17 protein-coding genes are annotated in these 22,114 nt (G+C 73.2%); 8 read left to right on the top strand and 9 right to left on the bottom strand.

Going from position 1 to position 22,114, the window contains the following annotated elements; translation table 11 throughout:
- Positions 1–137: 137 nt before the first annotated feature.
- Both dhaL and ACZ6TI_RS31855 read left to right on the top strand, forming a co-directional pair.
- Complete coding sequence (gene dhaL / locus ACZ6TI_RS31860) at positions 138–1,811, top strand: dihydroxyacetone kinase subunit DhaL (RefSeq protein ID WP_465348880.1); 1,674 nt, start codon at positions 138–140, stop codon at positions 1,809–1,811.
- Positions 1,775–2,233 (top strand): phosphatase domain-containing protein, encoded by a 459-nt coding sequence (locus ACZ6TI_RS31855; protein ID WP_465348879.1) that lies wholly within the window; start codon positions 1,775–1,777, stop codon positions 2,231–2,233. Before dhaL ends, ACZ6TI_RS31855 begins: the two co-directional genes overlap by 37 nt.
- Before the next feature lie 37 nt (positions 2,234–2,270).
- Here the strand turns inward: ACZ6TI_RS31855 and ACZ6TI_RS31850 are convergent, their stop codons facing one another.
- On the bottom strand, positions 2,271–4,265 hold the full coding sequence (locus ACZ6TI_RS31850; protein ID WP_465348878.1) for a methyl-accepting chemotaxis protein: 1,995 nt from the start codon (positions 4,263–4,265) through the stop codon (positions 2,271–2,273).
- A 67-nt stretch (positions 4,266–4,332) separates the two neighbouring features.
- Here ACZ6TI_RS31850 and ACZ6TI_RS31845 point away from each other — a divergent pair, with 67 nt between their 5' ends.
- Entirely contained in the window at positions 4,333–4,782 is a 450-nt protein-coding gene (locus ACZ6TI_RS31845) for an SRPBCC family protein (protein WP_465348877.1), read from the top strand.
- Here the strand turns inward: ACZ6TI_RS31845 and ACZ6TI_RS31840 are convergent.
- Positions 4,779–5,588: a class I SAM-dependent methyltransferase gene (locus ACZ6TI_RS31840; RefSeq protein WP_465348876.1), complete on the bottom strand. Its 810-nt coding sequence runs from the start codon at positions 5,586–5,588 to the stop codon at positions 4,779–4,781. The two genes, ACZ6TI_RS31845 and ACZ6TI_RS31840, sit on opposite strands and share 4 nt — an antisense overlap.
- Positions 5,589–5,598: 10 nt before the next feature.
- A complete protein-coding gene (locus ACZ6TI_RS31835) occupies positions 5,599–8,199 on the bottom strand; it encodes an ATP-binding protein (RefSeq protein WP_465348875.1) in 2,601 nt (866 codons plus the stop codon).
- Between the two features lie 175 nt (positions 8,200–8,374).
- On the opposite strand from ACZ6TI_RS31835, the gene ACZ6TI_RS31830 reads away from it, so the two are divergent.
- Positions 8,375–9,775, top strand: coding sequence for a glycosyltransferase (locus ACZ6TI_RS31830; protein ID WP_465348874.1), 1,401 nt, complete (start codon positions 8,375–8,377; stop codon positions 9,773–9,775).
- Entirely contained in the window at positions 9,772–11,886 is a 2,115-nt protein-coding gene (locus tag ACZ6TI_RS31825; protein ID WP_465348873.1) for a glycosyltransferase family protein, read from the top strand. The genes ACZ6TI_RS31830 and ACZ6TI_RS31825 overlap by 4 nt, the downstream gene beginning before the upstream one ends.
- Here the strand turns inward: ACZ6TI_RS31825 and ACZ6TI_RS31820 are convergent.
- Together ACZ6TI_RS31820 and ACZ6TI_RS31815 are read right to left on the bottom strand one after the other, a co-directional pair.
- Positions 11,841–13,439 carry a glycosyltransferase family 4 protein gene (locus tag ACZ6TI_RS31820; protein ID WP_465348872.1) on the bottom strand — a complete coding sequence of 533 codons (1,599 nt, stop codon included), beginning with the start codon at positions 13,437–13,439 and terminating at the stop codon, positions 11,841–11,843. The genes ACZ6TI_RS31825 and ACZ6TI_RS31820 overlap by 46 nt on opposite strands.
- 36 nt (positions 13,440–13,475) lie before the next feature.
- Positions 13,476–15,119, bottom strand: a complete 1,644-nt coding sequence (locus ACZ6TI_RS31815) for a glycosyltransferase family 4 protein (protein WP_465348871.1) — start codon at positions 15,117–15,119, stop codon at positions 13,476–13,478.
- Positions 15,120–15,240: 121 nt separating this feature from the next.
- On the opposite strand from ACZ6TI_RS31815, the gene ACZ6TI_RS31810 reads away from it, so the two are divergent.
- On the top strand, positions 15,241–17,103 hold the full coding sequence (locus ACZ6TI_RS31810; protein ID WP_465348870.1) for an asparagine synthetase B family protein: 1,863 nt from the start codon (positions 15,241–15,243) through the stop codon (positions 17,101–17,103).
- Here ACZ6TI_RS31810 and ACZ6TI_RS31805 read toward each other — a convergent pair.
- Positions 17,100–18,125 (bottom strand): arabinan endo-1,5-alpha-L-arabinosidase, encoded by a 1,026-nt coding sequence (locus ACZ6TI_RS31805; protein WP_465348869.1) that lies wholly within the window; start codon positions 18,123–18,125, stop codon positions 17,100–17,102. The genes ACZ6TI_RS31810 and ACZ6TI_RS31805 overlap by 4 nt on opposite strands.
- Positions 18,126–18,382: 257 nt before the next feature.
- On the opposite strand from ACZ6TI_RS31805, the gene ACZ6TI_RS31800 reads away from it, so the two are divergent.
- A complete protein-coding gene (locus tag ACZ6TI_RS31800) occupies positions 18,383–19,840 on the top strand; it encodes a diguanylate cyclase (RefSeq protein ID WP_465348868.1) in 1,458 nt (485 codons plus the stop codon).
- Between the two features lie 172 nt (positions 19,841–20,012).
- Positions 20,013–21,074, top strand: coding sequence for a glycoside hydrolase family 43 protein (locus ACZ6TI_RS31795; protein WP_465348867.1), 1,062 nt, complete (start codon positions 20,013–20,015; stop codon positions 21,072–21,074).
- A gap of 69 nt (positions 21,075–21,143) precedes the next feature.
- Here the strand turns inward: ACZ6TI_RS31795 and ACZ6TI_RS31790 are convergent, their stop codons facing one another.
- The 3 genes from ACZ6TI_RS31790 to ACZ6TI_RS31780 are packed head-to-tail and all read right to left on the bottom strand — an operon-like array spanning position 21,144 to position 22,105.
- The gene (locus ACZ6TI_RS31790; protein ID WP_465348866.1) at positions 21,144–21,410 is read right to left on the bottom strand and encodes a hypothetical protein; all 267 of its coding nucleotides are present in this window, start codon (positions 21,408–21,410) and stop codon (positions 21,144–21,146) included.
- Positions 21,407–21,673 carry a hypothetical protein gene (locus ACZ6TI_RS31785; RefSeq protein WP_465348865.1) on the bottom strand — a complete coding sequence of 89 codons (267 nt, stop codon included), beginning with the start codon at positions 21,671–21,673 and terminating at the stop codon, positions 21,407–21,409. The genes ACZ6TI_RS31790 and ACZ6TI_RS31785 overlap by 4 nt, the downstream gene beginning before the upstream one ends.
- Before the next feature lie 6 nt (positions 21,674–21,679).
- Positions 21,680–22,105 carry a hypothetical protein gene (locus ACZ6TI_RS31780; RefSeq protein WP_465348864.1) on the bottom strand — a complete coding sequence of 142 codons (426 nt, stop codon included), beginning with the start codon at positions 22,103–22,105 and terminating at the stop codon, positions 21,680–21,682.
- Positions 22,106–22,114: the final 9 nt, after the last annotated feature.

The following is a 22,114-nucleotide window of genomic DNA, read 5'->3' as shown; positions in this document are numbered from 1 at the left end:
CCCCGAGCAGCCCCGGCGGCGGACAACCCGCCGGCGGAAGACATGTGTCAGCGCGGACGGTCGGGAGACTCCCGGCGTCGGTCGCGGCGCACGCTGCTGCTGAGCACGGAGACCACTTTACAAGAGAAGATGAGCGGGTGAAGAAACTCATCAACGCCACCGACGACGTGGTGGCCGATGCCCTGGACGGGCTCGCGCTGGTCAACGCCGGGATCGCGCGGCTCGGCGAGTCGACCACGGCGATCCGCTCGGACGTCGCCGCGGTGCGCGCGGCCGGGCAGGTCGCGCTGGTCTCCGGTGGCGGCGCCGGCCACGAGCCCGCGCACGCCGGCTACGTCGGCGCCGGCCTGCTCACCGCCGCGGTGGCCGGCGCGGTCTTCACCTCGCCGCCGGTGGACGCGGTGCTGGACGGCATCCGGGCGGCCGCGACACCCGGCGGGGTGCTGCTGATCGTCAAGAACTACACCGGCGACCGGCTCAACTTCGGCCTGGCCGCGGAGCTCGCGCGGGCCGAGGGCATCGCGACCGAGATGGTCGTGGTGGCCGACGACGTGGCGCTGAACGCGGCCGACGGCGCCGGGCGGCGTGGGCTGGCGGGCACCGTGCTGGTGCACAAGGTCGCGGGCGCGGCGGCCGCCGAGGGCCTGCCGCTGGCCGAGGTCGCGCGGCGGGCGCGGCGGGTGGCGGACACGGTCGGCACGATGGGTCTCGCGCTCAGCTCGTGCACGGTGCCGGCCGCCGGGCAGCCGGGCTTCCTGCTGGACGGCGACGAGGTCGAGTGGGGGCTGGGCATCCACGGCGAGCCGGGCGTCGAGCGGGCGCTCCTGCAGTCCGCCGGCGACGTGACCGCGCGGCTGGTGGAGTCGATCGTCACGGACCGCGGGATCGCCGCCGGCGCCCGGGTCGCGTTGCTGGTCAACGGATTGGGCGCGACGCCGCCGATGGAACTGTCCATCGTGGCCGGCGCCGCCGCGTCCGCACTGCGCGACCGCGGAATCGAGGTCGCCCGGGTGTGGGCCGGCAACTTCCTCACCGCGCTGGACATGGCCGGGGTCTCGCTGAGCGTGCTGCCGGTGGACGACTCGCTGCTGGCCGCGCTGGACGCGCCGACCTCCGCGCCGGCCTGGCCGGCCTCGATCACCGCGGCGGCGCCGGTTTCCATCCCGGCGCCGGCCGCCGCCGCTGCGGCCGAGGCCGGCACGCTGCCCGCCGACGACCCCCTGCGGCGCGGGCTGGAGACGATCGCGGAGGCCCTCATCTCGGTACGCGACGAGCTGACCGAACTGGACCGCGAGACCGGCGACGGCGATCTGGGCATCAACCTGGCGCGCGGGTCCGCGGCGGTGCTGGCGGAGTGCCCCACCTATCCGGGCGAGCGCGGCCCCGCGGCGGTTCTCGAAGCCCTGTCGGCGACGCTGCGCCGCAGCATTGGCGGCACCTCCGGCCCGCTCTACGCGATCATGCTGCTGCGCGCTGCGGCGGCACTTCCTTCCTGGCCGGCGGCCTTCCGCGCGGGCGTGGACGGCGTCCGGGAGGCGGGCGGCGCGGAGGTCGGCGATTGCACGATGGTGGACGCCCTGGTCCCGGCGGCGGACGCGTTCGAGGCGGCGGTCTCGCGGGGTGAGCCGTGGCGCGATGCGCTGGGCGCGGCGGCCGACGCCGCGGCGGCCGGTGCGGCGTCCACTGCGGACCTGCGGGCGCGACTGGGCCGGGCCAGCTATCTCGGCGACCGGGCGCTGGGACACCCCGACCCGGGCGCGCAGGCGGTGGCGCTGTGGCTGTCCGCCCTGGCCGGGCCGGCGCGGCCGTGACCGGGTTCTCGGCCGGGGACCCCGGCGTGGTGACGCTGCCGTCCGGACTGCTGGTGCGCGGACGCGGGCTGCGAAATCCGATGCCGTCCGGGCACCCGCCGACGTTCGGGGTCTATCTGCTCGGCGCGGCGCCACCGGAGTTCGGCTGGGAGAGCCGATGGGTGTGCTGGCCGGATTTCCGGTTGCCGCGCGATCCGGCGCACCTGCGGAAGGTGTTGGAAGAGGTCCTGGACCGCGCGCGGGACGGCCGCGTGGAGATCGCCTGCGGCGGTGGTCGCGGCCGGACCGGCACCGCGATGGCGTGCCTTGCGGTGCTCGACGGAGTGGCCGCGCCGGCGGCGGTGGCCTGGGCGCGCGAGCACTACGACAAGCGGGCCGTCGAGACGCCGTGGCAGAAGAAGTTCGTCCGCCGGTTCAGCTGACCCGGTGGATGTGGCCCGCCGGTCGCCTGTGCTTCGGTCAGGCCAGCAGCGCGCTCACGTGTTCCTCGACGCGGGCGGCGTGGGCCGCGTCGGTGAACTGGAACTGCAGGCCCACCTGGTCGTCGTCGTTGTTCACGACGCGGGCCTGCACCGGCACCGCGTGCGCGCCGTCGCCCAGGTTCAGGTCGACCAGGGCGCCGACGTTCAGGCTCTCGGCGCGGTCCGGGTCGACCTGGATCCGCATGCCGCCGACGCTCAGGTTGAGCAGGACGCCGGTGACCGGGTCGTGGCCGGGCACCCGCACGATCACCGGCCCGGTCGCCGCGATCCGGTCGGACTGCCGGCGTTCCAGCTGCGCGGCCAGCCCGGACATCTGCTCGACCCGCGCGATCGTCGAGTTCATCTGGTCGGCCAGCCGGGTCACCACGGTGCCCTGGTCGGAGGCGAGCGACCGCAGCGAGGTGGCCGCGTCGCCCACGCTGCCGATGCCGGTCACCATCGCCGAGATGGTGTCGGCCATCTCCGCGGTGGCGCGTTCCAGCTCCTGGATCGTCTCGGCGATCTGCTCGGTGGACTGCGTGGTCGTGGTGGCCAGTTCCTTGACCTCGTCGGCCACCACCGTGAAGCCGAGCCCCAGCTCGCCGGCTCGGGCCGCCTCGATGGTGGCGTTCAGGGCCAGCAGGCGGGTCTGCCCGGCGATGCCCTTGACCAGCGCGGCGGTGCTCGCCACCCGGCGCAGGCTCAGCTCCAGCGTGGAGATCACCTGCTCGGCGTGCCGGGCATGCCCGACCACGGCCGAGGTCGCCTCGTCGGTCGCGGAGATCTCGCTGTCGATGGTGTCGGCCGCCTGCCGCACCTCGCCGACCTGCTCGGTGACCGTGCGCAGCTCGTCGGCGATCACCGAGGTGGACTCATCGATGATCGACTGGGCGCGGTCGCGCAGCCGCAGCTCGGCCTGCCGCTGGTGCAGGAAGCTGACCCGCAGCTGCTCCTCGCGCACCGCCTCGGCCTCGGTGAGCTCGCCGTCCTGCTGCATCATGCGGTCGCGGGCGACGGTCAGCGCCTGGCCGATGTCGCCCAGCTCGTCGCGGCCGGAGGGCAGGGCCCGCTCGGTGAGGTCGCCGTCCGCGATGGCCTGCACGCCGGTCACGGCAAGGGCCACATCATGACGGGTACGCCAGAGCACCCCCGCCGCGAACCAGGCCGCCAGCACGAACCCGCCCAGCGCCAGCGCCAGCACCACGAGCCGGCCCTGGGTGAAGCCGCCGATCCGGGTCTCCAGCAGCCCGCGCATCGCGTCGACCAGTGCCGGAACGGCGTCCCGGATGGCCGTGGCGGTGGTCGTGACGTCGGCCGGGCCGGGAGTCTCCAGCGAGCCGGTGAGCTCGGTGGCGAGTCCGGCCAGGGCGTCCGCGGCCCGGCCCAGGGGCTCGAGCTCGGCGTCCAGCCCGCTCGCCTTCGTGGTCTCGGTCGCGGTCTTCACGTCCGTACGCAGACTCTCCGCCGCACCCGACAGCGTGCCGGCCCGCACCGCCTGCGCGGCCACCGCCTCGCTGGTGTCCGCCCGGGTGGCGGTGGCCGCCTCGGCCGCCGCCAGCAGCGCCTTGGGCAGCTGCACGATCTGCGCGTCCATCACATAGAACGAGTCCAGATCGGGGTCCAGGATCAGGTTCGAGTTGTTGCCGACCTCGGTGACCAGGGCGACCAGCGCGGCCGGGTCGCCGGACACCTCGGTGGTCAGGTTCAGCTCCGGGTTGGCGGCGATCGCCGCACGCACCGCGTCGACGTCGGGCGTGCGGCCGCCCACGGCATCGGCGAGCGCCAGCAGCGCCGGCTCGACCACCTCGGTGCCCTGCTCCTCCATCGTGCTGAACAGGATCTTCGCGTTCACCTCGGCGGTGTACGCCCAGGTCACGACGATCCCCGGCACGCAGAGCACCAGCACCAGCACGCCGAGACGCATGCTGGTGCGCATCCGGTCGGCGGCGTGCAGCACGGGGCGCAGCAACACCGGCGGCGGCGTGGCGGGCATGCCCCGATTCCACCATGTTTGAGATCATTCCGAGCCGGTTCGCCAGAGCCGCCCGTAGTCTGGTGCGATGAGCATCGTCGTGAAGCGGAACTTCGGCGTCGGCGCTCCCGCCGAGGCGGTGCTCGATTATCTGCGCGACTTCGGCAACACCGAGGAGTGGGATCCGGCCACCCGCCGCACCGAGCGCATCGACGACGGCCCGATCCGGGTGGGCAGCTCGTGGCACAACGCGTCGAAGGTGCTGGGTGTGACCACCGAGTTGACCTACACGCTGTGCGAGGCCGATGCCGACCGGCTGGTCTTCATCGGACGCAACGAGGGCGCCACCGCGACCGGCACCATCACGGTGCGGCCGCGGGGCCGGGGCTGTGAGGTCACCTATCACCTCGATCTGGAGATGCACGGCGTCGCCAAGCTGGCCACACCGGTGATGAAGATCGAGTTCGAGAAGCTCGGCAACGAGACCGTGCACAGCCTCGCCGCCGTGCTGGACCGCCGGTTCGCCCAGGCCGCTTAGGCCCGGATCGCGACGACCTCGACATACTTCGACGGGATCTTGGCGGTGCCGTCGGTGGCCACGTTGAACTCGCTCGCGAGCGCGACCAGGTCGTCGTAGAGAGCCTTGCCGCCGTCACCCAGCGCCTCGAACGCCTTGAGCGTCGGGCCGTAGTGCAGCTTGAAGTAGTCCGCCCAGGCGGCCGGTGTCGGGAACCGGAAGACGAAGTTCCGCGGCGTGATCCGCAGGTCCGAGACGCCCTCGCCGAACAGCTCGCGCAGGCGGGCCTCGTCGCCCCAGAGCGGCGGCGGGCGCACCCCGGCGGGCGGCGGCACGTGCCGGCCGATGGTTTTGAACACCTGTCCGATGAAGCCGTCCGGGGTCCAGTTGGCCAGCGCGATCGTGCCGCCGGATCGGCAGACCCGCACCAGCTCACCGGCGGCGGCGTCCTGGTTCGGCGCGAACATCACCCCGAACACCGAGATCACCGCGTCGTACTCGCCGTCGTCGCAGGGCAGCGCCTCGGCGTCGGCCTCGCGGAACTTGATCGTGAGGTGCTCGGCCGCGGCCCGCTCCTTCGCCCGGTCCATCAGCTCGGGCACGTAGTCGATCGCGGTGACCTCGGCCTGGCACCGGGCGGCGGCGAGCGCCGCGTTGCCGGTGCCGGTCGCCACGTCGAGCACGCGGGAGCCGGCGGCGAGGTCCGCGGCCTGCACCAGATCTTCCGCGGTCACGTGGATGAGGGTCGCGACCGCGCCGTAGTCGCCGCTGGCCCATGTCTTCTGCTGCTTGGCCTTGATGCCGTCGAGTGCAAGTGAGGTCGTCATGCCAGGGACGTTAGGTGCGCGGCCGACCCGGCCGCATGGGTGAAGCTCCCCATGTTGGGTCGCGCAGCGCGGCCGCCGCCTGACCCCGGGAGGACACCCCGAGCTTGCCGAGGATCGCCGAGACGTGGTGGTCGACGGTCTTGGTCGAGAGGTGCAGCCGCTCCGCGATGCCGGCGTTGCTGAGTCCCTCGGCGAGCAGCTCGAGGACCTCACGCTGACGGGCGGTGAGGCCGGTGGGGTCGGCCGCCGTCGACGGTCGCGGTCCTCTGGGTACGCGCAGACCACGCTCCCGCAGGTCGAGCCGCAGCCGCCGGGACCGGGCCACCGCCCCGTACCGGTCGAACTCGCGCAGCGCCTCGGCGGCGGCCTCCGCATCGCCCTGGGACAGCGCCTCGGCCCGCGCGTACGGGCAGCCGCGCGCCGCCCACTCCTCGGCCGCACCCCGCCAGTCGCCGTTGATCAGCAGCCGATAGGGCGTGGCCGCGCGGGCCGGCGCCTCGCCCATCCGCCCGCAGCGCCACAGCCAGAACGCCAGCTCACCGACGTACCACGGCTGCTCGCAGCGCTCGGCCACCTCGAGCCCGCGCTTCGCCTCGGCCGCCGCGCGGTCCGGCTCGCCGATCATCCACAGGTGCTCGGCCAGCGCGATCGAGGCCGGTGCGACGAACTGCGACTCGCCGGTGCGGTGGGAGCGCTGTGCGGCGAGCATCAGATCGGCCTCCCCGGCCGGATCGCCGCGCCGGGTGGCGATCAGCCCGCGCACGGTCAGCGCTCCGGTGATGCAGCCGCCGGGCTGGTCCGGGCCGATGATCGCCTGCTCGGCGTCCGCCGCCGCACCGGACCAGTCGCCGCGCAGCAGGCGCAGGCGGGCCCGATAACCGAACATGTGCCGGGTGTAACCGTCCAGGTCACGAGCCACCGTGAAGGGCATCACCCGGTCGAGGGCGTCCGCCGCGGTCTCCAGGTCGCACCAGTCGAGCGCCATGCTCGCCAGATTCACCAGAGACCGGGCGGCCTGGTCGTCGTCGCCCGCCTCGACCGCATAGGCGTGCGCGCCCTCCAGCTCGTCGCGGCCCACCGGGTAGCGCCGATGCATCATCGCGGTGCCGATGTTGACCAGTGCGTGCAGTTCGACCTGGACGGCGCCGACGCGGCGGGCCAGCTCCAGCGCGCGCTCACCCCAGACGATCGCGTCGTCCGGCTCGTCGCCGAGCATGTGCAGGCCGGACAGCTGGCTGTAGGCCGCCGCCAGACCCGGGCCGGGCGGCAGCCCCTCGAGCACCTCGATGGCCCGGACCGCGGCCGGCCGGGCCTCGTCGGGCCGCCCGTTCCACCAGCTCAGCCGGGACACCCAGCGCAGGTCGTCACCGATCCGGGCCAGGTCACCGGTGCCCTCGCGCAGCACCAGCGCCTCCCGGTAGGCCCGCAGCGCCTCCGCCGTCAGCCCGCCCAGGTAGGCGGCCAGCGCGTATTCCTCCAGCAGCTCGGCCCGCTCGGCCGGGGCGAAGTCCACCGCCATCGGCAGCGCGGTCGCGTAGTGCGCCGCGGCCTGCCGGTAGGCGCCCAGCTCGGCGGCGCGCGCGGCGGCGGCCGGCACCCAGCGCAGCACCGCGGCCGCGTCGCCCGCGTGGTAGGCGTGGTGCACCAGCCGGGCCGGGTCGACGCCCGGCCGGCCGGTCAGCGCGGCCAGCACCCGGGCGTGCAGCGCGGCCCGGCGCACCGGGGACAGCGACTCCTCGACCGCCCGGCGCAGCAGCTCGTGCCGGTAGCCCACCCGGTCGCCGGCGTCCGTCAGCACGCCGTTGGCCAGGCATTCGTCCACCTCGGCGGCCCGGTCCGCGAGCAGCGCCGCCTCGACCCGGGTGGCGGCCACCGCGACCAGGCCGGCCACCGCGCGCGCCTCCGGGGACAACGCGGCGAGCCGGGAGAGCACCAGGTCGCGGACGTTCGCCGGCACGCCCGGCGCGGTGGTGGCGAGCACCTCGGTGACCAGCAGCGGGTTGCCGCCGGTGAGCTCGTGCACGGTCGTCGCGGCGCGGCCGGCCCGGCGGGCCAGCTCGGCGACCGCCGCGACGGACAGCGGCGCGAGCGGCATCCGGCGCAGCGCCGGCCGGGGCAGCCCGGCGAGCACGGCGCGCAGCTGGTGGTCGGGGCCGACCTCGTCGTCGCGATAGGTCAGCACCAGCAGCGCCCGGCATTGGGCCAGCCGCCGGCCGAGGAACGCGACCATGTCCAGGGTGGCCTCGTCGGCCCAGTGCAGGTCCTCGATCACCACCACCGGCCGCACCCGCTGGGCCGGCCCGTCGAGCGTCTCCAGCAGAGCGTCGAAGACCTCACCGCGCGGCCGGTCGCCGATCCGCTCGCGCAGCGCGCCCCCGGCCTGCCGGGCGATGTCGTGCAGCGGCCCGAGCGCCCGCGGCGTGAGCAGCGGATCGCAGGCGCCCCAGAGCATCCGGGCGCGGCCGCCGACCCGCTCGGCAAACGCGGTGGCCAGCATCGATTTGCCGGCCCCGGCCTCCCCGGAGACGAGCGCGACCCGCCCGCCGGCGGCACTGGCCGTCAGCAGTTCGTCCAGCTCAGCGAGCGGCGCACCGCGCTCCAGAAGCTCCATCAACCCCGATGCTAGGAGCTTCCCGCCCCCGGAGTCAGTCCCCTTCCGGTCAGAACGCTCCCTGGTCACGACCATCTGCCGCGGCAGTATCCGGACGGGGAGGGCGGTAGTTAGGCCTTGCGGCGCCGTCCGGGACCCGGTCGGCCGGCTCGGCGAGGAGAGGCACGCAGCAGTGATGAAAGTCGACGCCCGGGTGCGGATCAGGTCGGTCGCGCACAAGGACTGGCGGGTGATCGGGCCGGAGCGGCGCGCCGGGGGCCGGCCCCACGCCTACTACCTGGCCATCGGCTTTCCGCCGGCGGCCAAGTCCTGTGCCTATCGGATGCGGGAGACGGCCAACCAGCTCTACGCGCACGGCTGGGACGTCACCGTGGTGACCATCCGGCAGGAGTCCTGGGAACGCGAGTTCGGCCTGGACCACACGCTGTCCGATGCGGTTCACCCGGCCGTGCGGATCGTCGAGTTGCCGCTGGTCCGGCAGGATCTGGAGACCGACATCCGGCAGTTCTCCGAGCGCCGCTCGCGAGACCCGATGCGCTGGATCCGCCAGTCCCGCGCGGCCGATCTCGAGGTCTTCCCGGAGGCGGTGTTCGGCGGGTGGCGGCCGGTGCTCGAGCAGGCGCTGCTCCGGCTGCACGACCGCGACCCGGCCGACCTGCTGGTCACCACCTGCGTTCCGTACGTGAACGTGGCCGCCACGCTGCGGTTGTTCGAGGACGCCGGGGTGCCCTATGCGGTGGACTTCCGGGACGGCTGGTCGATCGACGTGATCGGTGGCGGCGAGGCGTTCCCCAAGGACTCGGAGGCCGGCCGCTGGGAGTCGCGGCTGCTGCGCCACGCCACCCGGTTCTGGTGCGTCAACGAGCCGATCGCCCAGCACTACCGGGCGCGCTATCCGGAGCTCAGCGACCGGATCGAGGTGGTGCGCAACGGCTTCGACGCGGACAGCGTGCCGAGCCAAACCCGCACCCCGGACTCGGCACGAGGGCTGACCTTCGGCTATCTGGGCTCGGTCAACTTCAAGCCGGACTTCCTGGCCGCGATGCTGGACGCCTGGCGGGCGGCGCGGGCGGCGGATCCGCTGGTGGCCCGCTCGCGACTGCACATCCGCGGGCACATCGGCGCCGGCTCGGCCCGCGAGGACACCACGCACGTCGAGTTGCTGCGGGCGGCCGCGGGCGACGGGGTGACGTTCGGCGGCCCGGTGCCCAAGGCGCAGGTCGCCGACACGTACGGCGGTTGGGACGTCCTGGTCCTGATGCTGGTCGGCGGGCGTTTCGTCACCTCGGGGAAGGTCTACGAGGTGCTGGCCAGCGGCCTGCCGGTGCTGTCCGTGCACGACACCGACCACGACGCGTGCACGGTGCTGGACGGCAGTCCGCTCTGGACCGGCGCCGTCGGCCTGGACGTCGACCGGCTCACCGGCTCGATCCGGGCGGCCGCGCGGATGGCCGTCGAGGCCACCCCGGAGCAGCGCGATCGGGCCCGTGCGCTGGGCGCCCGCTATGCCCGAGCGGTGCAGATCGAACCGGCGGTGGCCCGGCTGACCGCAGCGATCCGGAAGGAAACCGCATGATCAACGTTCTGGTGGTGGCCGCCGAGGCGCCGAGCCGTCCGGCCACCCTGGCCGAGTCCGTGCAGCGGCTGGTGGAGGCGGGCGCGACGGTGTCCCTGGTCGGCGGTTTCGCGCCGGACGACGTCGAGGTGCCGATCCCGTACACCCTGCTGGAATGGCTGCCGATGAGTCACCGCCACCGGCCCGGCTCGAAGTCGCAGCGACTGTGGTGGCGGGCCGCCGCCGACCGCGCCTTCCGCAAGGCCGCGGCGCAGGCGGACGTGCTGGTCGCACTGGACGCGGCGGCGGTGCACACGGTGTGGCAGCTGGCCCGCCGGCATCGGGGCGCGGACGCGGTGCTCGGCCTCACTCCCGCGCTGCGCCGGGTCGAGGCCCGCGCGGCCGAGGGGATGCCCCAGCGGGTGCGGCGGCTGCTGGTCCGCGGGCCCTCCCCCGCATTCGTCAAGCAGGCGGTACGCGGGCGACTGCGCTCGTACGGCGGAAAGGCCGTGCGCCGGGCCACCGGCGTCCGGTTGCAGCGCACCTGGCCCGGCCGGGTGGCCTGGCGCACCGCCCTGCGCGGCCTGCCGATGCCGGCCCAGGTCCGGCTCCCGCTGGCCCGCCGGGTGGCCGACAGCCTGAACCGGGCGGGCTACGCCGACCAGGCCGTGAGCACCCTCACCGCCGCCGTCCACCGGGTGCCGCAGCCCCGCCGCCGCGCCAAGTTCCTCAGCTCGGCGGCCTTCACCGAGCTGCTGCACGGCCGGGTCCCGTCCTATCTGAGCGTCGCCGCCGACACCGAGCTGGAGAGCGCGGACGCGGCGCTGGCCGAGGGCCGCCCGGGCGCCGCCGCGCACGCCCTGAACCGGGCCCAGAAGCTGCTCTTCCACCGGTTCCTGCACTACGACTCGCTGACCTCGCCGGCCGCGCCGGACCCGACCGGGTTCTTCGCCGCCTGGCATCGCAGCGCCGCCGTCCGGGTGGTGGCGGCGCCGCGCGGGCGGTCCGCCGCGGCCGTCCCGCCGCCCGCCGACCGGCCGGCGCGGTTGCTGTTCCTCTATCGGATCAACAGCAACTTCCTGGACCCGATCGTGGACCGCTACCGGGATCGCCCGGACGTCGAGGTGCGCTGCGTCGACACGTTCCACCACGCCTATCTGGAGGACGCGTCGGTCGACCCGCAGCGCTACGCCGAGCACGTGCTGGGCGGCGCACCGGGCTATGCCCGGGCCGTGGCCGAGCAGCTGGGACCCGAGCTGGCCTGGGCGGACACCGTCTTCATCGACTGGTTCTCGCCGGCGGCCGCGCTGCTGACGCTGCTGGACCCGGGCACCACCCGGATCGTCGTGCGGCTGCACAGCTTCGAGGTCTTCACTCCGTGGCCGCAGCTGGCCGATCTGAGTCGCATCGACGACCTGGTCTTCGTCTCGGAGCACCTGCGCGACTACGCGCGCAAGATCCTGCCCCGGCTGGACGAGCCGGGCGCGCCCCGGACGCACGTCCTGCCGCACCCGGCGGACCTGCGCGGATGGGCCCGGCCCAAGCCGGCGTCGGCACGCTTCACGCTGGGCCTGATCGGGATCAGCGCGGTCGCCAAGGACCCGCGCTGGGCGATCGAGGTGCTGCGCCGGCTGCGCGACTCCGACGAGCGCTACCGGATGGTGCTGATCGGCGCGGACATGCGCGGCGACACCAGCGTGGCGGCCAAGCGCTACCGCCGCGAATACGCCCGGGAGCTGCAGGAGTTCGAGTCGATCGGCGCCATCGAGCGGATCGGCGAGACGGACGACGTGCCCGGCGCGCTCACCCGGGTCGGCACGATCCTCAGCACGTCGGTGCGGGAGAGCTTCCACTGGGGACTGGTCGAGGGGGCCGCCAGCGGCGCGGTGCCGGTGGTGCGGGACTGGCCGTTCTTCCCGGGCGCGGCGGCGGAGCTGTTCCCGGAGTCCTGGGTGGCCGCCACGCCGGAGGAAGCGGCCGCACGCATCCTGGCGGCCACCTCCTCCGAGGAGATCTGGCGTGAAACCGGCGCCGACGCCACCGCCCTCGTGATGAGCACCTGGGACGGGACGAGCACCGGACCGGCCTACGACCGGGTGCTGGGAATCGGCGCCGGCATCAGCCGCCGGTAGACGTCGTCGAGGCGGGCGGCCTGTGCCTTCCAGGTCCACTGGTCGAGCACGCCGGCCGCCTCGTACGCGGCCCGGTACCGCTCCGGGTCGGCGAGCACGGCACGCACCGCCCGGATGTAGTCGTGCACGTCGTCGGCGTCGTACACCTCGCCGTGCCCGGTGCGGCCGACCATCTCGGCCATCGCCTTCACGTTGCTGACCACCAGCGGGAGGCGCGCCTGCGCGTACTCGAAGAACTTGTTGCTCAGCGCGATCTCGTGGTTGGGCAGGTGCCGCAGCGGGCTGACCGCGCAGTCGGCGGTGCTCAGATAGGACACCACGCGGTCGTGCGGCACATAGGGCAGCAGGTGCACCCGGTCGGCGACGCCCAGCTTCTCGGCGAGCTCCGCGATCGGGTCGGCGTTCGTCCGGTTCCCGCTCGGGTGCAACGAGACCAGCGCCAGGTGCATGCCCGGCAGGGACGGCATCGCCTCCACGATCAGGTCGACGCCGCGTACGCTGCTGATCCCGCCGCAGTAGGCGATCAGCGGCGTGTCCGGGCCGATGCCGCAGTCCGCGCGCAGCTGGTGATCGGTCTCCGGTGGCAGTCCGTTCGCGGTCGGCGCGTTCAGCACCACGGTCGGCAGCTCGGCCAGCTTGTGGTCGGCCTTGAGCATGTCGGCCAGCATCGGCGACACCGTGACCACCGCGTCGGCGTACCGCGAGTACTCCCGCTCGTGCGCCGCCTGGGCGAGCAGCCAGCGCGGGTTCCCCGGACGCTCCGGCATGCCGGGCAGGAACTCGTGCGCGTCCCAGACCAGCCGCACCGAGCGGCCGTTCGCCGCGGCGCGCAGCTTGGCCCGCGCCCCGACGCCGATCATCCGGTAGTCGTTGGCGTGGATGATGTCCGGGTTGAGCTGGTCCACGACGCGGCCCAGGGCCAGCTCGAAGTCCCACAGCGCCGGGTCGAGGTGCCGCCAGCTGCGGGCGCCGCGGGTGACCATCCAGTAGCGGATGCCCAGCTTCGTGAAGAAGTTGTCGCCGTCGCTGCGCGCCTCCTGCAGCTTGCTGAGCTGCTTGCGGCGGTAGCGCACCCAGGTCTTCGCGACCCGCAGCGCCAGCTGGCTCGGCACCAGCGCGGCCCGGCCGGCGGCCAGCCGCCAGCGTGGCGCGCCGGCCAGCCGGGCCGCGGCCAGGGCGCCGAATCGGGCCACCAGCTCGGCCTTGCGAGCGCGCAGCAGCTGCAGGTGGTAGGCCACCGGCTGCCACGGCGGATAGGCCAGCGGCCGCCGCAACGAGCGGCGGTAGCGCAGCTTGTGCACCCGCAACGGGGCCGGCACCGGGTGCAGCCGCACCTCGGCGTCGCCGATCTGCCAGGAGTCCCGCGTGCTCCCGGCGGTCTTCAGTCCGACCAGCGTGACGTCCCAGCCCGCCTCGGCGGCCGACCGGGCGGACTTCTGCACCCGGGAGTCGCCCTCGACGCCGTTGTCGACGAGCATCACCAGCCGGCCACGACTGCGTCTGGGCCCGTCGTCAGGCTGGCGGACGTCCCCGGCTATCAGGGTTTGGGTCACGTTGTCTCCATTTCGCGAAAGGCCACCTTCTCGGCCTCAGTCCTCAACTGGCGACAGGGCGCGAGGTTGCGTGGCCGCGACCGGGCTCGGCGTGCGCGCTTTCGGCGCCGACGTGGCGACCCGCAGCTGGGCGGCGTAGAGCGCGTCGAGCACGGCCGTCTGCCGTTCCCAGGTCCAGTTGTCGAGCAGGCCGGGCCGCTCGTAGCCGGCCCGGTAGCGCGCCGGATCGGCGAGCACGGCCCGCACCGCGCGCACGTATCCGTCCTGGTCACCGGCGGGGAAGACCTCGCCCACATGCGCCTCGCGGACGGTCGCGGCCATCGTGCGCACGTCGCTGACCACCATCGGGAGGCGCGCCTGCGCGTATTCGAAGAACTTGTTGCTCAGCGCGATCTCGTGGTTGGGCAGGTGCAGCAGCGGGCTCACCGCGAGGTCCGCCGCCGCCAGATAGGGCACCACCTCGTCGTGCGCCACATAGGGCAACACGTGCACCCGGTCGGCCACGCCCAACTCGGCCGCGCGCGCGAGATGCTCGTCCGCGGCGACGCGGCGCCCGCTCGGCGGGACACAGACCAACGCCACGTGTACGCCGGGCAGCGCGGTCAACGCCTCGACCAGCAGGACGGTGTTGCGGGCGACGGAAAGCCCGCCGCAGTAGGCGATCAGCGGGGTGTCCGCGCCGATGCCACAGTCGGCCCGCAGGTCCCGGTCCGGCTCGGCGATGTCGGTCGTGGGGCAGTTCAGCACCACGGCGGGCAGCTCCCGCAGGCCGTGGCCGTCGCGCAGCAGCTCGGCCAGGGCCGGCGAGACGGTCACCACGGCGTCCGCGTGCCGGGCGTGCTCGCGTTCATAGGCGACCTGGGCCGGCAGCCAGCCCGGCCGGCCCGGGAAGGGGGCCAGGCCGGGCACGTACTCGTGCGCGTCCCAGACCAGCTTGATCAGGCGGCCGCGGGCGGCGGCACGGACTTTGGCGCGGGCGGCGACGCCGAGCATCCGGTAGTCGTGCGCGTGGATCAGGTCGGGCTTCAGCTCGTCGACCACCCGGCCGACGGCCAGCTCGAAGTCCCACAGGCTGGGGTCGAGGCCGCGCCACGCGCGGGTGCCACGAAGCGCGCGGCGGAGACCGATCCCGGCCCGGGTCAGCGGCGCGGCCGGGTTCTCGCGGGCCTTCGTCAGGCGCTTCAGTTCGCCGCTGCGTACCCGTACCCATCGGCTTGTGATCTTGACGGCGGCCCGGGCCGGCAGCAGCCGCAGCCGGCCCGCGTGCTCGGACCACCGGCTGCCGCCGGCGCGCCGCGTGGCGGACAACTCGGCGAACCGGAAGCCGATGTCGGTGGCGCGCGCGGCGACGGCCTGGCGACGGTTGGCGGCCAGCGCGGCGCCGGAGTAGGCCAGCGGGCGGCGCGGCGACCAGCGCAGCTTCGAGTGATGGGTGAAGAGCGGGCGTTTCATCCGGACCAGCCGCACCTCGGCGTCCCCGAGCCGCCAGGCGACCCGCCGGGCGCTCGGCGCGGTCACCCCGACCAGCGTCACCGACCAGCCCGCGGCGGCCGCCGACCGGGCCGCCTTCTGCACCCGGGAGTCGCCGTCGACACCGTTGTCCACCAGCATGACGACGCGGCCACGACCGGGCGGGCGCGGACCGCTGTCGCCGAGTGGCTCGTGCATGGTCACGGTCATCAGTCACTCCCGAGGGATCCACCTGCGGTTCCGCAGGCATGCTCACTCCAACGGGTGCGACGGATCTCAGGAAACGGAGTTATTCACCGCATCGAGGTCACGGCTCGATCGTTTTCTTGCCGTGCATGTCGCCCTGGCCTGGTTCGCCGCCCGACCGTTGTCGCCCGCGGCCCGCGGAGTGTTCCGCGCGCGCTTCGAGGCCTCGATCCGTGATCTCGTGCCGGACTCCTATCAGCGCTATGAGATCGGCGGCGACGACTGGGGCGTGACGATGGTGCACCCCGGGCCGAATCCGGCCACCCGGTGGGCGGCGGTGGCGTCCGACGAGCAGGTCACCGCGATCTCGCTGGGCATTCCGATCGGCGTGCCGCGCGGCGACACCCCGGTCGCGATGGCTCGGCGCCTGCTGGCCGGCGAGAGCGTGCATCGCGAGCTGGTGCCGCCGTTCAGCCTGCTGGCCGTCGACCGGGCGAGCACCTTTGCCGTGCAGCAGGACTGGCTCGGGATGAGCCGTCTCTTCACCGGTGGGTCGGACGGCGTCACGGTCCTGTGCACGCGGCCGAGCATGCTCGCCACCGTGCTGCACGGCGCCGCCGAACCCGATCTGGACGGCTGGGCCTCGTACGCGGTGTGCGGGCACTTCGCCGGCGAGATGTCCCCGATCCGCGGCGTCCGGCTGCTGGCGCCGGGCGAGCGGATGACCGGACGCCGGGCCCGCGACGGCGGCTGGCAGATCTCGTCCACCAGCGGTTTCACGGTCGACGACGTGGTGCTGGCCGGCCTCGGCGCGCAGGGCCGCCCGCTGGCGGAGTCGCTGGCGCTGGCGGCGGACGAGTTCACCACGGTCGCCACGCACATCCACGACCAGTACGACGATCTCGTGCTGGGCCTGTCCGGCGGCAAGGACTCCCGGCTGATCGCGGCGTCCCTGCTGGCGGCCGGCGTGGTGCCGCGTTTCTCCACGAACGACGACATCCCGGCGGAGGGTGCGACCGCCCGCGAGCTGGTCCGGATCCTGCGGGCGAAGCGCGGGCTCGACGTCGAGCACACCGTGGTGCCCATCGCGGAGCCGGAGAACGTGCTGGCGATCGGCCTGCGCGACCGGGTGGTGCGGCTGCAGCACCGCTACGACTTCCAGTTCCCGTGGAGCTATGCGATCCGGCCGGCCCCGCCGATGCTGCTGCCCGCGACCGTGGCCCGGGCGAGCATCACCGGCGCGGGCGGCGAGCTGGGCACCGGCTACTGGTATGGCCCGCTGGACGCCGCGATCGAGGATCCCGAGCGGGTCGCGACGGCGGCGCTGATGCCGAGCGTCACCGGTCTCGCCGAGGCCGCGGTGGCGCAGGAGCGGGCACGGGTCGGCGCGGTGCTGCGGCATGCCCGGGAGATCGGGGTGCACGGCCCCCACCTGATCGACTACCTGTATCTGGTCGAGCGGGTGCGCCGGTGGTACAGCGCGGCGTACTCGCTCAGCATGATCACGCCGTTCCTGCGACCCGCGCTGGTGTCGCTGATGTTCGCGCTCACCCCCGAGCAGAAGCGCGCCAAGGTGCTGCACGCGGGCCTCACCCAGCGCCTGGTGCCGGAGTGGGCCGAGGTTCCGTATGTGACCGGCGGCATCAGCACGTCGACCGCACCGAAGGTCTGGCACGGCGACGGCGCCGAGGTGATCGCCGACCTGATCGACACCGCACGCGGGCCGATCGCCCGGCTGGCCGACGCCGGGGTGGCCACGCGGATGCTGCTCGAGCCCGACGGGGCGGCCCGCCGGGACCTGCAGCGCTTCGCCTATCTGGCGCTGGCCTCCCACCGCCTCGAGCCGGACACCGTGCGGCCCTCGACCTCGGTCACCTATCGGCGCGTGCTCGCCTCCAGAAAGCCGCGCCCAGTTCCCCGGCCGCGGCTCGCCCGGTTGCAGTGGATCAAGCGGACGCCGGCCGGGCGTGCCGTCTGGGGTGCGGTGCGGTCCCGGATCCGGCCTTAAACCGGGTCCGGGCGGAAGAACGGCCAGCCCTGGCGGTCCCACTCGACCTCGCGGATCTGCATCCGGATCACGCCGTTCGCGGCGCCGTCGTAGTAGTGGTGGACCATGTACCAGCGGCCGTGCTCGAAGATCACGTCCGGCGCGCCGGTGCCGATCTGGTTGCCCCGGCTCTGCAGCAGGATCGTCCCGCCGCCGTCCAGCAGCGGCGTGCCGTTCCGGTCGACGAACGGCCCCTTCGGTGAGGTGGCCCGGCCGACGATCGTCTTGTACGTGCTGTTCACGCCCTGGCAGCAGAAGTCCCACGAGGCCAGCAGGTACCAGTAGCGGCCCTGCTTGAACAGCTGCGGGTTCTCGATCGGGTTCGGCGGGTTCTCCGGGTGCCGGGCCAGCGACAGCACCGGGCCGACCGGCCGGGTCATGTCCGCCAGCCGCTGCATCTTGAGCCCGTCCCAGAACGATCCGAAGGCGATCCACCAGCCCTTGCCGTCGGAGAAGACCATCGGGTCGATCGCGTTGTAGTTCACGCTCTCATCCGAGGTGAGGATCGGGCCGAGGTCCTGCCAGCTGGACAGCACGCCTGGGGTGCGGGTGCGGGCGGCGCCGATCGCGGACCGGTTCGAGCCGAACGACGACGCGGCGTAGTAGAGATAGAACCAGCTGCCGCGCCGGACGACGTGCGGCGCCCAGAGGTGATTCACGCCGTACGCCCGGGTCCACTCCGGCAGCGCGATGGCGCCGAGCGACTCCCACGGGCCGGCCAGCGTGCCGCGGGACCGGCGGGCGAAGACGCCACCGGGGTCGGCCGGGTTCAGGATGCCGGTGGAGAACACGTAGTAGGTGCCACGGTCCTCGAAGAGCGTCGGGTCGTGCACCGGGTCGTCGATCACGCCCGGCACGAAGTCACCGATGTCCCCGGTCATCTGCAGCATGCCGCGCGGCGGACGATGGCCGTGCGCGTCGGCCGGAGCCGCGAATCCGAGGACCAGGGCAAAGGTCAGCAGCGCTGCCGCGACTTTCCGCATCGCCCGAGAGTGGACCATGAGGCCGGGCCGGGCATACCTCTGAACGGGGTCTGCGCCCATGTCGCGAAAACACGCCGAATCCGCCGGCCCATTCATCCGCGTCATTGCCTCGCCCGGCCTCCTGACCTGGCTGTTCGTCCCCGGACAACGCACACCGCCGTGCAACAACAGGCCGCCTGCCGCTGGGCACCGGTGTCGGCAGACAGTCGGCCGGGCGTAACTCTCCGCACCGGCGTCCGCCCGCCGATAGGAGAGCTGTGAAGCGCCATGCCGCAGCCGTGCCCGCGACCGCCTTGATCGCGGCGCTGCCGACGTTCGTGGCGCCCGGGTCGGTCGTGGCGGATGTGACGTACACGTGTGCCTTCGGGTTGTTCGTGGTCCTGTCGTGGCTGGGGGTGCGCCGGCGCACCGGCCGGGCCCGCCTCGCGCACGCCCTGATGGCCGCCGCGCTGACGTCCTGGCTGGCCGGCGACCTCCTCTACGCGCTGCTGATCTGGCAGTTCGACGAACCCGGCGACGTCTCGGCCGCCGACTTCCTCTGGGTGGCCGGCTATCCGCTGCTCGCGGCCGGTCTGATCCAGATGGTCCGGCTGCGGGCGCCCGGCCGGCTGCGCGAGGCCGCCCTGGACGGCCTGGCCATGGCGGTCGTGGTGGCGACGCTGTTCTGGCAGTTCATGGTGGTGCCCGCGTTCGGCGAAGGCGGCCTGTCCGCGCCGGTCATGTTCGGCGTTTTCTACCCCTTCGGCGACGTGCTGCTGTTCGCCGCCGGCGCGCTGCTGGTGCTCTCCCCCGGCGGTCGCCGCGGCCCGGTGCGCCACCTGGTGATCGCGCTGGCCATCACCTTCGTCGGCGACGTCGCCATCTCGCTGGTCCCGCTGTGGTTCCCGAACTTCGACGTGGCTCGCCTGGACGGCCTGCTGCTGCTGGCCAACAGCCTTTTCGCGGCGGCGCTCTGGCACCCCGCGGCGGGCCTGCTCACCGACGCGAGCGACGGCGACTCCAGCCGCCTGCACCCGGCCCGGGTGATCTTCCTGGGCATCTCACTGCTCGCCCTGCCGGCCCTGACCGACCTGCGAATCAGCGACGTGGTGCTGGGTCGCCCGGAAATCATGACGGCGATGGTGCTGCTCACCGTCATCGTGCTGATCCGCTTCATGCTGGTGGTCCGCGACCAGGAGCGCAGCCACGCCGCGCTGGCCCACCGAGCCACCCACGATCAGCTGACCGGGCTGGTCAACCGCCAGGAACTGCACGTGCGGCTGGCGGCGGCGCTGCGGGAGGGCGGCGACGGTCCCGTGGTCCACTTCCTGGACCTCAACGCCTTCAAACCCATCAACGACCGGTACGGCCACGCGGCCGGCGACTTCGTGCTGGTGGAGACCGCCCGGCGCCTGCTCGCGACGGTCCGCGCGGGCGACACCGTCGCTCGGCTCGGTGGCGACGAGTTCGTGGTGGTCACGGCGTCGGTCACGGACGCGGCGGCGATAACGACGCGGTTGCGCCAGGCGGTAACCGAACCGATCCGGCATGAGGGGCGCGAGCTGTCGGTCGAGGTGAGCATCGGCGTGGCCGTGGCGGCGGGGCTGGTCCAGCCGACGTCGGACGCCCTGCTGGCGGCGGCGGACGCCGGAATGTATCGGGAGAAGGCCGTGGATCGCGCCCGCTTGGCCGGTGCCGCGCCGCCATCGACCCCCGAGCACTCCTTCATCCATTGACCTTCGCACGCGTGCCGGTGCCCCTTTTCGTCCTTGACATCGATGTAAATCGAAGCGGATGCTGCTGAGAGCGCTCTCCATCGACCTCCCCCAAGGTCGCCGGGCGCGCCCGTCAGGGCACTCCCCCGAGCCCTGCACGCGGCCATCCCCAGGGCTCTTCAAGGACGTGATCATGAAGCGTTCCCGGCTCGTCCCCACCCTGCTCGTGCTCGCTCTGACCGGCGCGCTCTCCCTCGTCTCCTCGGCCGGCACGGCCGACGCCGCGCAGACCACGCTCCGCGCGGCCGACCCCAGCGTCATCCGGATCGGCGGCACCTACATCTCGGTGCAGTCGGCCGGCGGCGGCATCCACGTCCGGCAGGCCTCCTCGCCGGCCGGGCTGGCCTCGGCGCCGTCGCGTCAGGTCTGGTCCGACACCCGCAACCGCGGCGAGGTGTGGGCGCCCGAGCTCACCACCGAGGGCGGCCGCTACTACATCCACTTCTCCGCCGGGCGCGGCAACCTGCACCGGATGTTCGTGATCAGCTCGGCGGTGGCCGACTCCGGATACGGCGCCGAGGTCCAGGTCGCGCTGCCGGACGACAAGTGGGCGATCGACGGCGCGATGTTCACGTTCAACGGGCAGCGGTGGTTCGTCTGGTCCGGCTGGGCCGGCGACACGAACGTCGAGCAGAACCTCTACATCGCCCGGATGTCGAGCCCGAGCCAGGCCACCGGCGGGCGCTACGTCATCTCGCAGCCGCGGGAGCCGTGGGAGCGGGTGGTCGGCAACCCGTTCATCAACGAGGGACCCGAGCCGATCCGCGACCCCAACGGGCAGCTGCACATCACGTACTCGGCCAACGGCAGCTGGAGTGAGCAGTACTGCATCGCCGACCTGCGGCTGCGGGCCGGCGGCGACCCGACCTACGTCTGGGACTGGTACAAGTCGAACGGCTGCCTCTTCGGTTCGAACCCGGCGACCATGATGGCCGGGTGGAGTCCGACCACCACCGTCAACGGGCCGGGTCACCACACGTTCGTGCTGCTCAACGGCGACATCGCGACCAGCCCGCCGGCCGGGCCGCGGTTCCCGCTGATGTTCCACGCCGTTCCCAAGGGCACGCCGTACTCGTGGGCGAACCGCTGGTGGTACACGGGAACGTTCAGCTGGCAGGGCAACACGACCTACCGCCGCGCGAACGTGCCCGGACCGAACACGGACACCGGCTGGAGCATCCGGTTCTTCGAGTGAGTCAGATCCCGTCGTCGACCACCCGCCGAGGCCTCCGCGGAGGTGTCCCGGGCCGGCCCGGCACGGTGGTCAGCCGCGAGGATCTACGCGGTCGATGAAGGCCTCGAAGACCCGGCGCAGGTGCGGGCTCCGCACCTGATGCAGGTAGTCCCGGTAGCGTTCCGCGAACTCGAACCGGTCGTCCGCGCCGAGATCACGGAAGATCTGCGCCAGGTCCTCGTGCTGCTCGGCGACGGCCTCGGCGGTCACCGTCTCGTCCTCGAAGTCGTCGAAGAACGCGAACCAGAGCACCAGCGCCCTCATCAACGCCCGGTCGATCGCGTCCACCGGGCTCACGCCTCCTCGTCCTCGGGATCGTCGATCAGGTCGAACCCGATCAGCAGGTCCTCGATGATCTCCTGATCGCGCTCGTCCGACTCCGCCGCCAGCGCGGTGAAACCGTCGACGTAGTCCTGTTTGCGCTCGTCGCTCAGCTCGTCGACGCGGGCCGCCATGATCTCCTGCTCGCGGACGATGCCGTGCAGGTCCAACTCTCGGCCGGCCCGCTCGTCGAGGAACTCGAGCTGGTGGAACAGCGCCTCCAACAGGGATTCGTCCATGCCCGGTCAGGCCCCGGCGAAGTGCGGATCGGTGAGATCGATGGTCAGCGAGCGGTCGAGGTTGGTGGTGAAGGTGGCCACCGCGCCGTGCACCTCGGCGCGCACGAACGGATTCGACCGGGTCAGCACCACCGCCCAGACCACCGCGCCGTCGCCGTCCTCACGGGCGAAGAAACCGTCCCCGCCGAGCGGCCCCGCACCGCAGCAGACCGACCCACCGCCGGCCAGCGACACTCGCGCGGCAGGGTCGATCTCGACGACCGCGTCGGGGTCGGCGTCCCAGTCGTCCTGATCGAACGGTTGCGCCACCTCGAACCGGCTCAGGGCCGGCCCGTCGATCACCACCTGGTGACTCGGGCCGGCCCCGCGGCGGAAGAGCCCGTCGACGCTGGGCGCGGTGTGCGCCCGCAACAGCTCTTCGATCACAGTCATGACGTGCTC

This window comes from Actinoplanes sp. NPDC051388, from assembly GCF_055586225.1.
This window is presented reverse-complemented; position numbering and strand designations above follow the sequence as displayed.

Coding starts and splice junctions, on each gene's coding strand:
- ACZ6TI_RS31850 (WP_465348878.1), bottom strand. CDS start 4,265: ATGCCCGCCACGCCGCCGCCGGTGTTGCTGCGCCCCGTGCTGCACGCC.
- ACZ6TI_RS31845 (WP_465348877.1), top strand. CDS start 4,333: ATGAGCATCGTCGTGAAGCGGAACTTCGGCGTCGGCGCTCCCGCCGAG.
- ACZ6TI_RS31840 (WP_465348876.1), bottom strand. CDS start 5,588: ATGACGACCTCACTTGCACTCGACGGCATCAAGGCCAAGCAGCAGAAG.
- ACZ6TI_RS31835 (WP_465348875.1), bottom strand. CDS start 8,199: ATGGAGCTTCTGGAGCGCGGTGCGCCGCTCGCTGAGCTGGACGAACTG.
- ACZ6TI_RS31830 (WP_465348874.1), top strand. CDS start 8,375: ATGAAAGTCGACGCCCGGGTGCGGATCAGGTCGGTCGCGCACAAGGAC.
- ACZ6TI_RS31825 (WP_465348873.1), top strand. CDS start 9,772: ATGATCAACGTTCTGGTGGTGGCCGCCGAGGCGCCGAGCCGTCCGGCC.
- ACZ6TI_RS31815 (WP_465348871.1), bottom strand. CDS start 15,119: ATGACCGTGACCATGCACGAGCCACTCGGCGACAGCGGTCCGCGCCCG.
- ACZ6TI_RS31805 (WP_465348869.1), bottom strand. CDS start 18,125: ATGCGGAAAGTCGCGGCAGCGCTGCTGACCTTTGCCCTGGTCCTCGGA.
- ACZ6TI_RS31795 (WP_465348867.1), top strand. CDS start 20,013: ATGAAGCGTTCCCGGCTCGTCCCCACCCTGCTCGTGCTCGCTCTGACC.
- ACZ6TI_RS31785 (WP_465348865.1), bottom strand. CDS start 21,673: ATGGACGAATCCCTGTTGGAGGCGCTGTTCCACCAGCTCGAGTTCCTC.
- ACZ6TI_RS31780 (WP_465348864.1), bottom strand. CDS start 22,105: ATGACTGTGATCGAAGAGCTGTTGCGGGCGCACACCGCGCCCAGCGTC.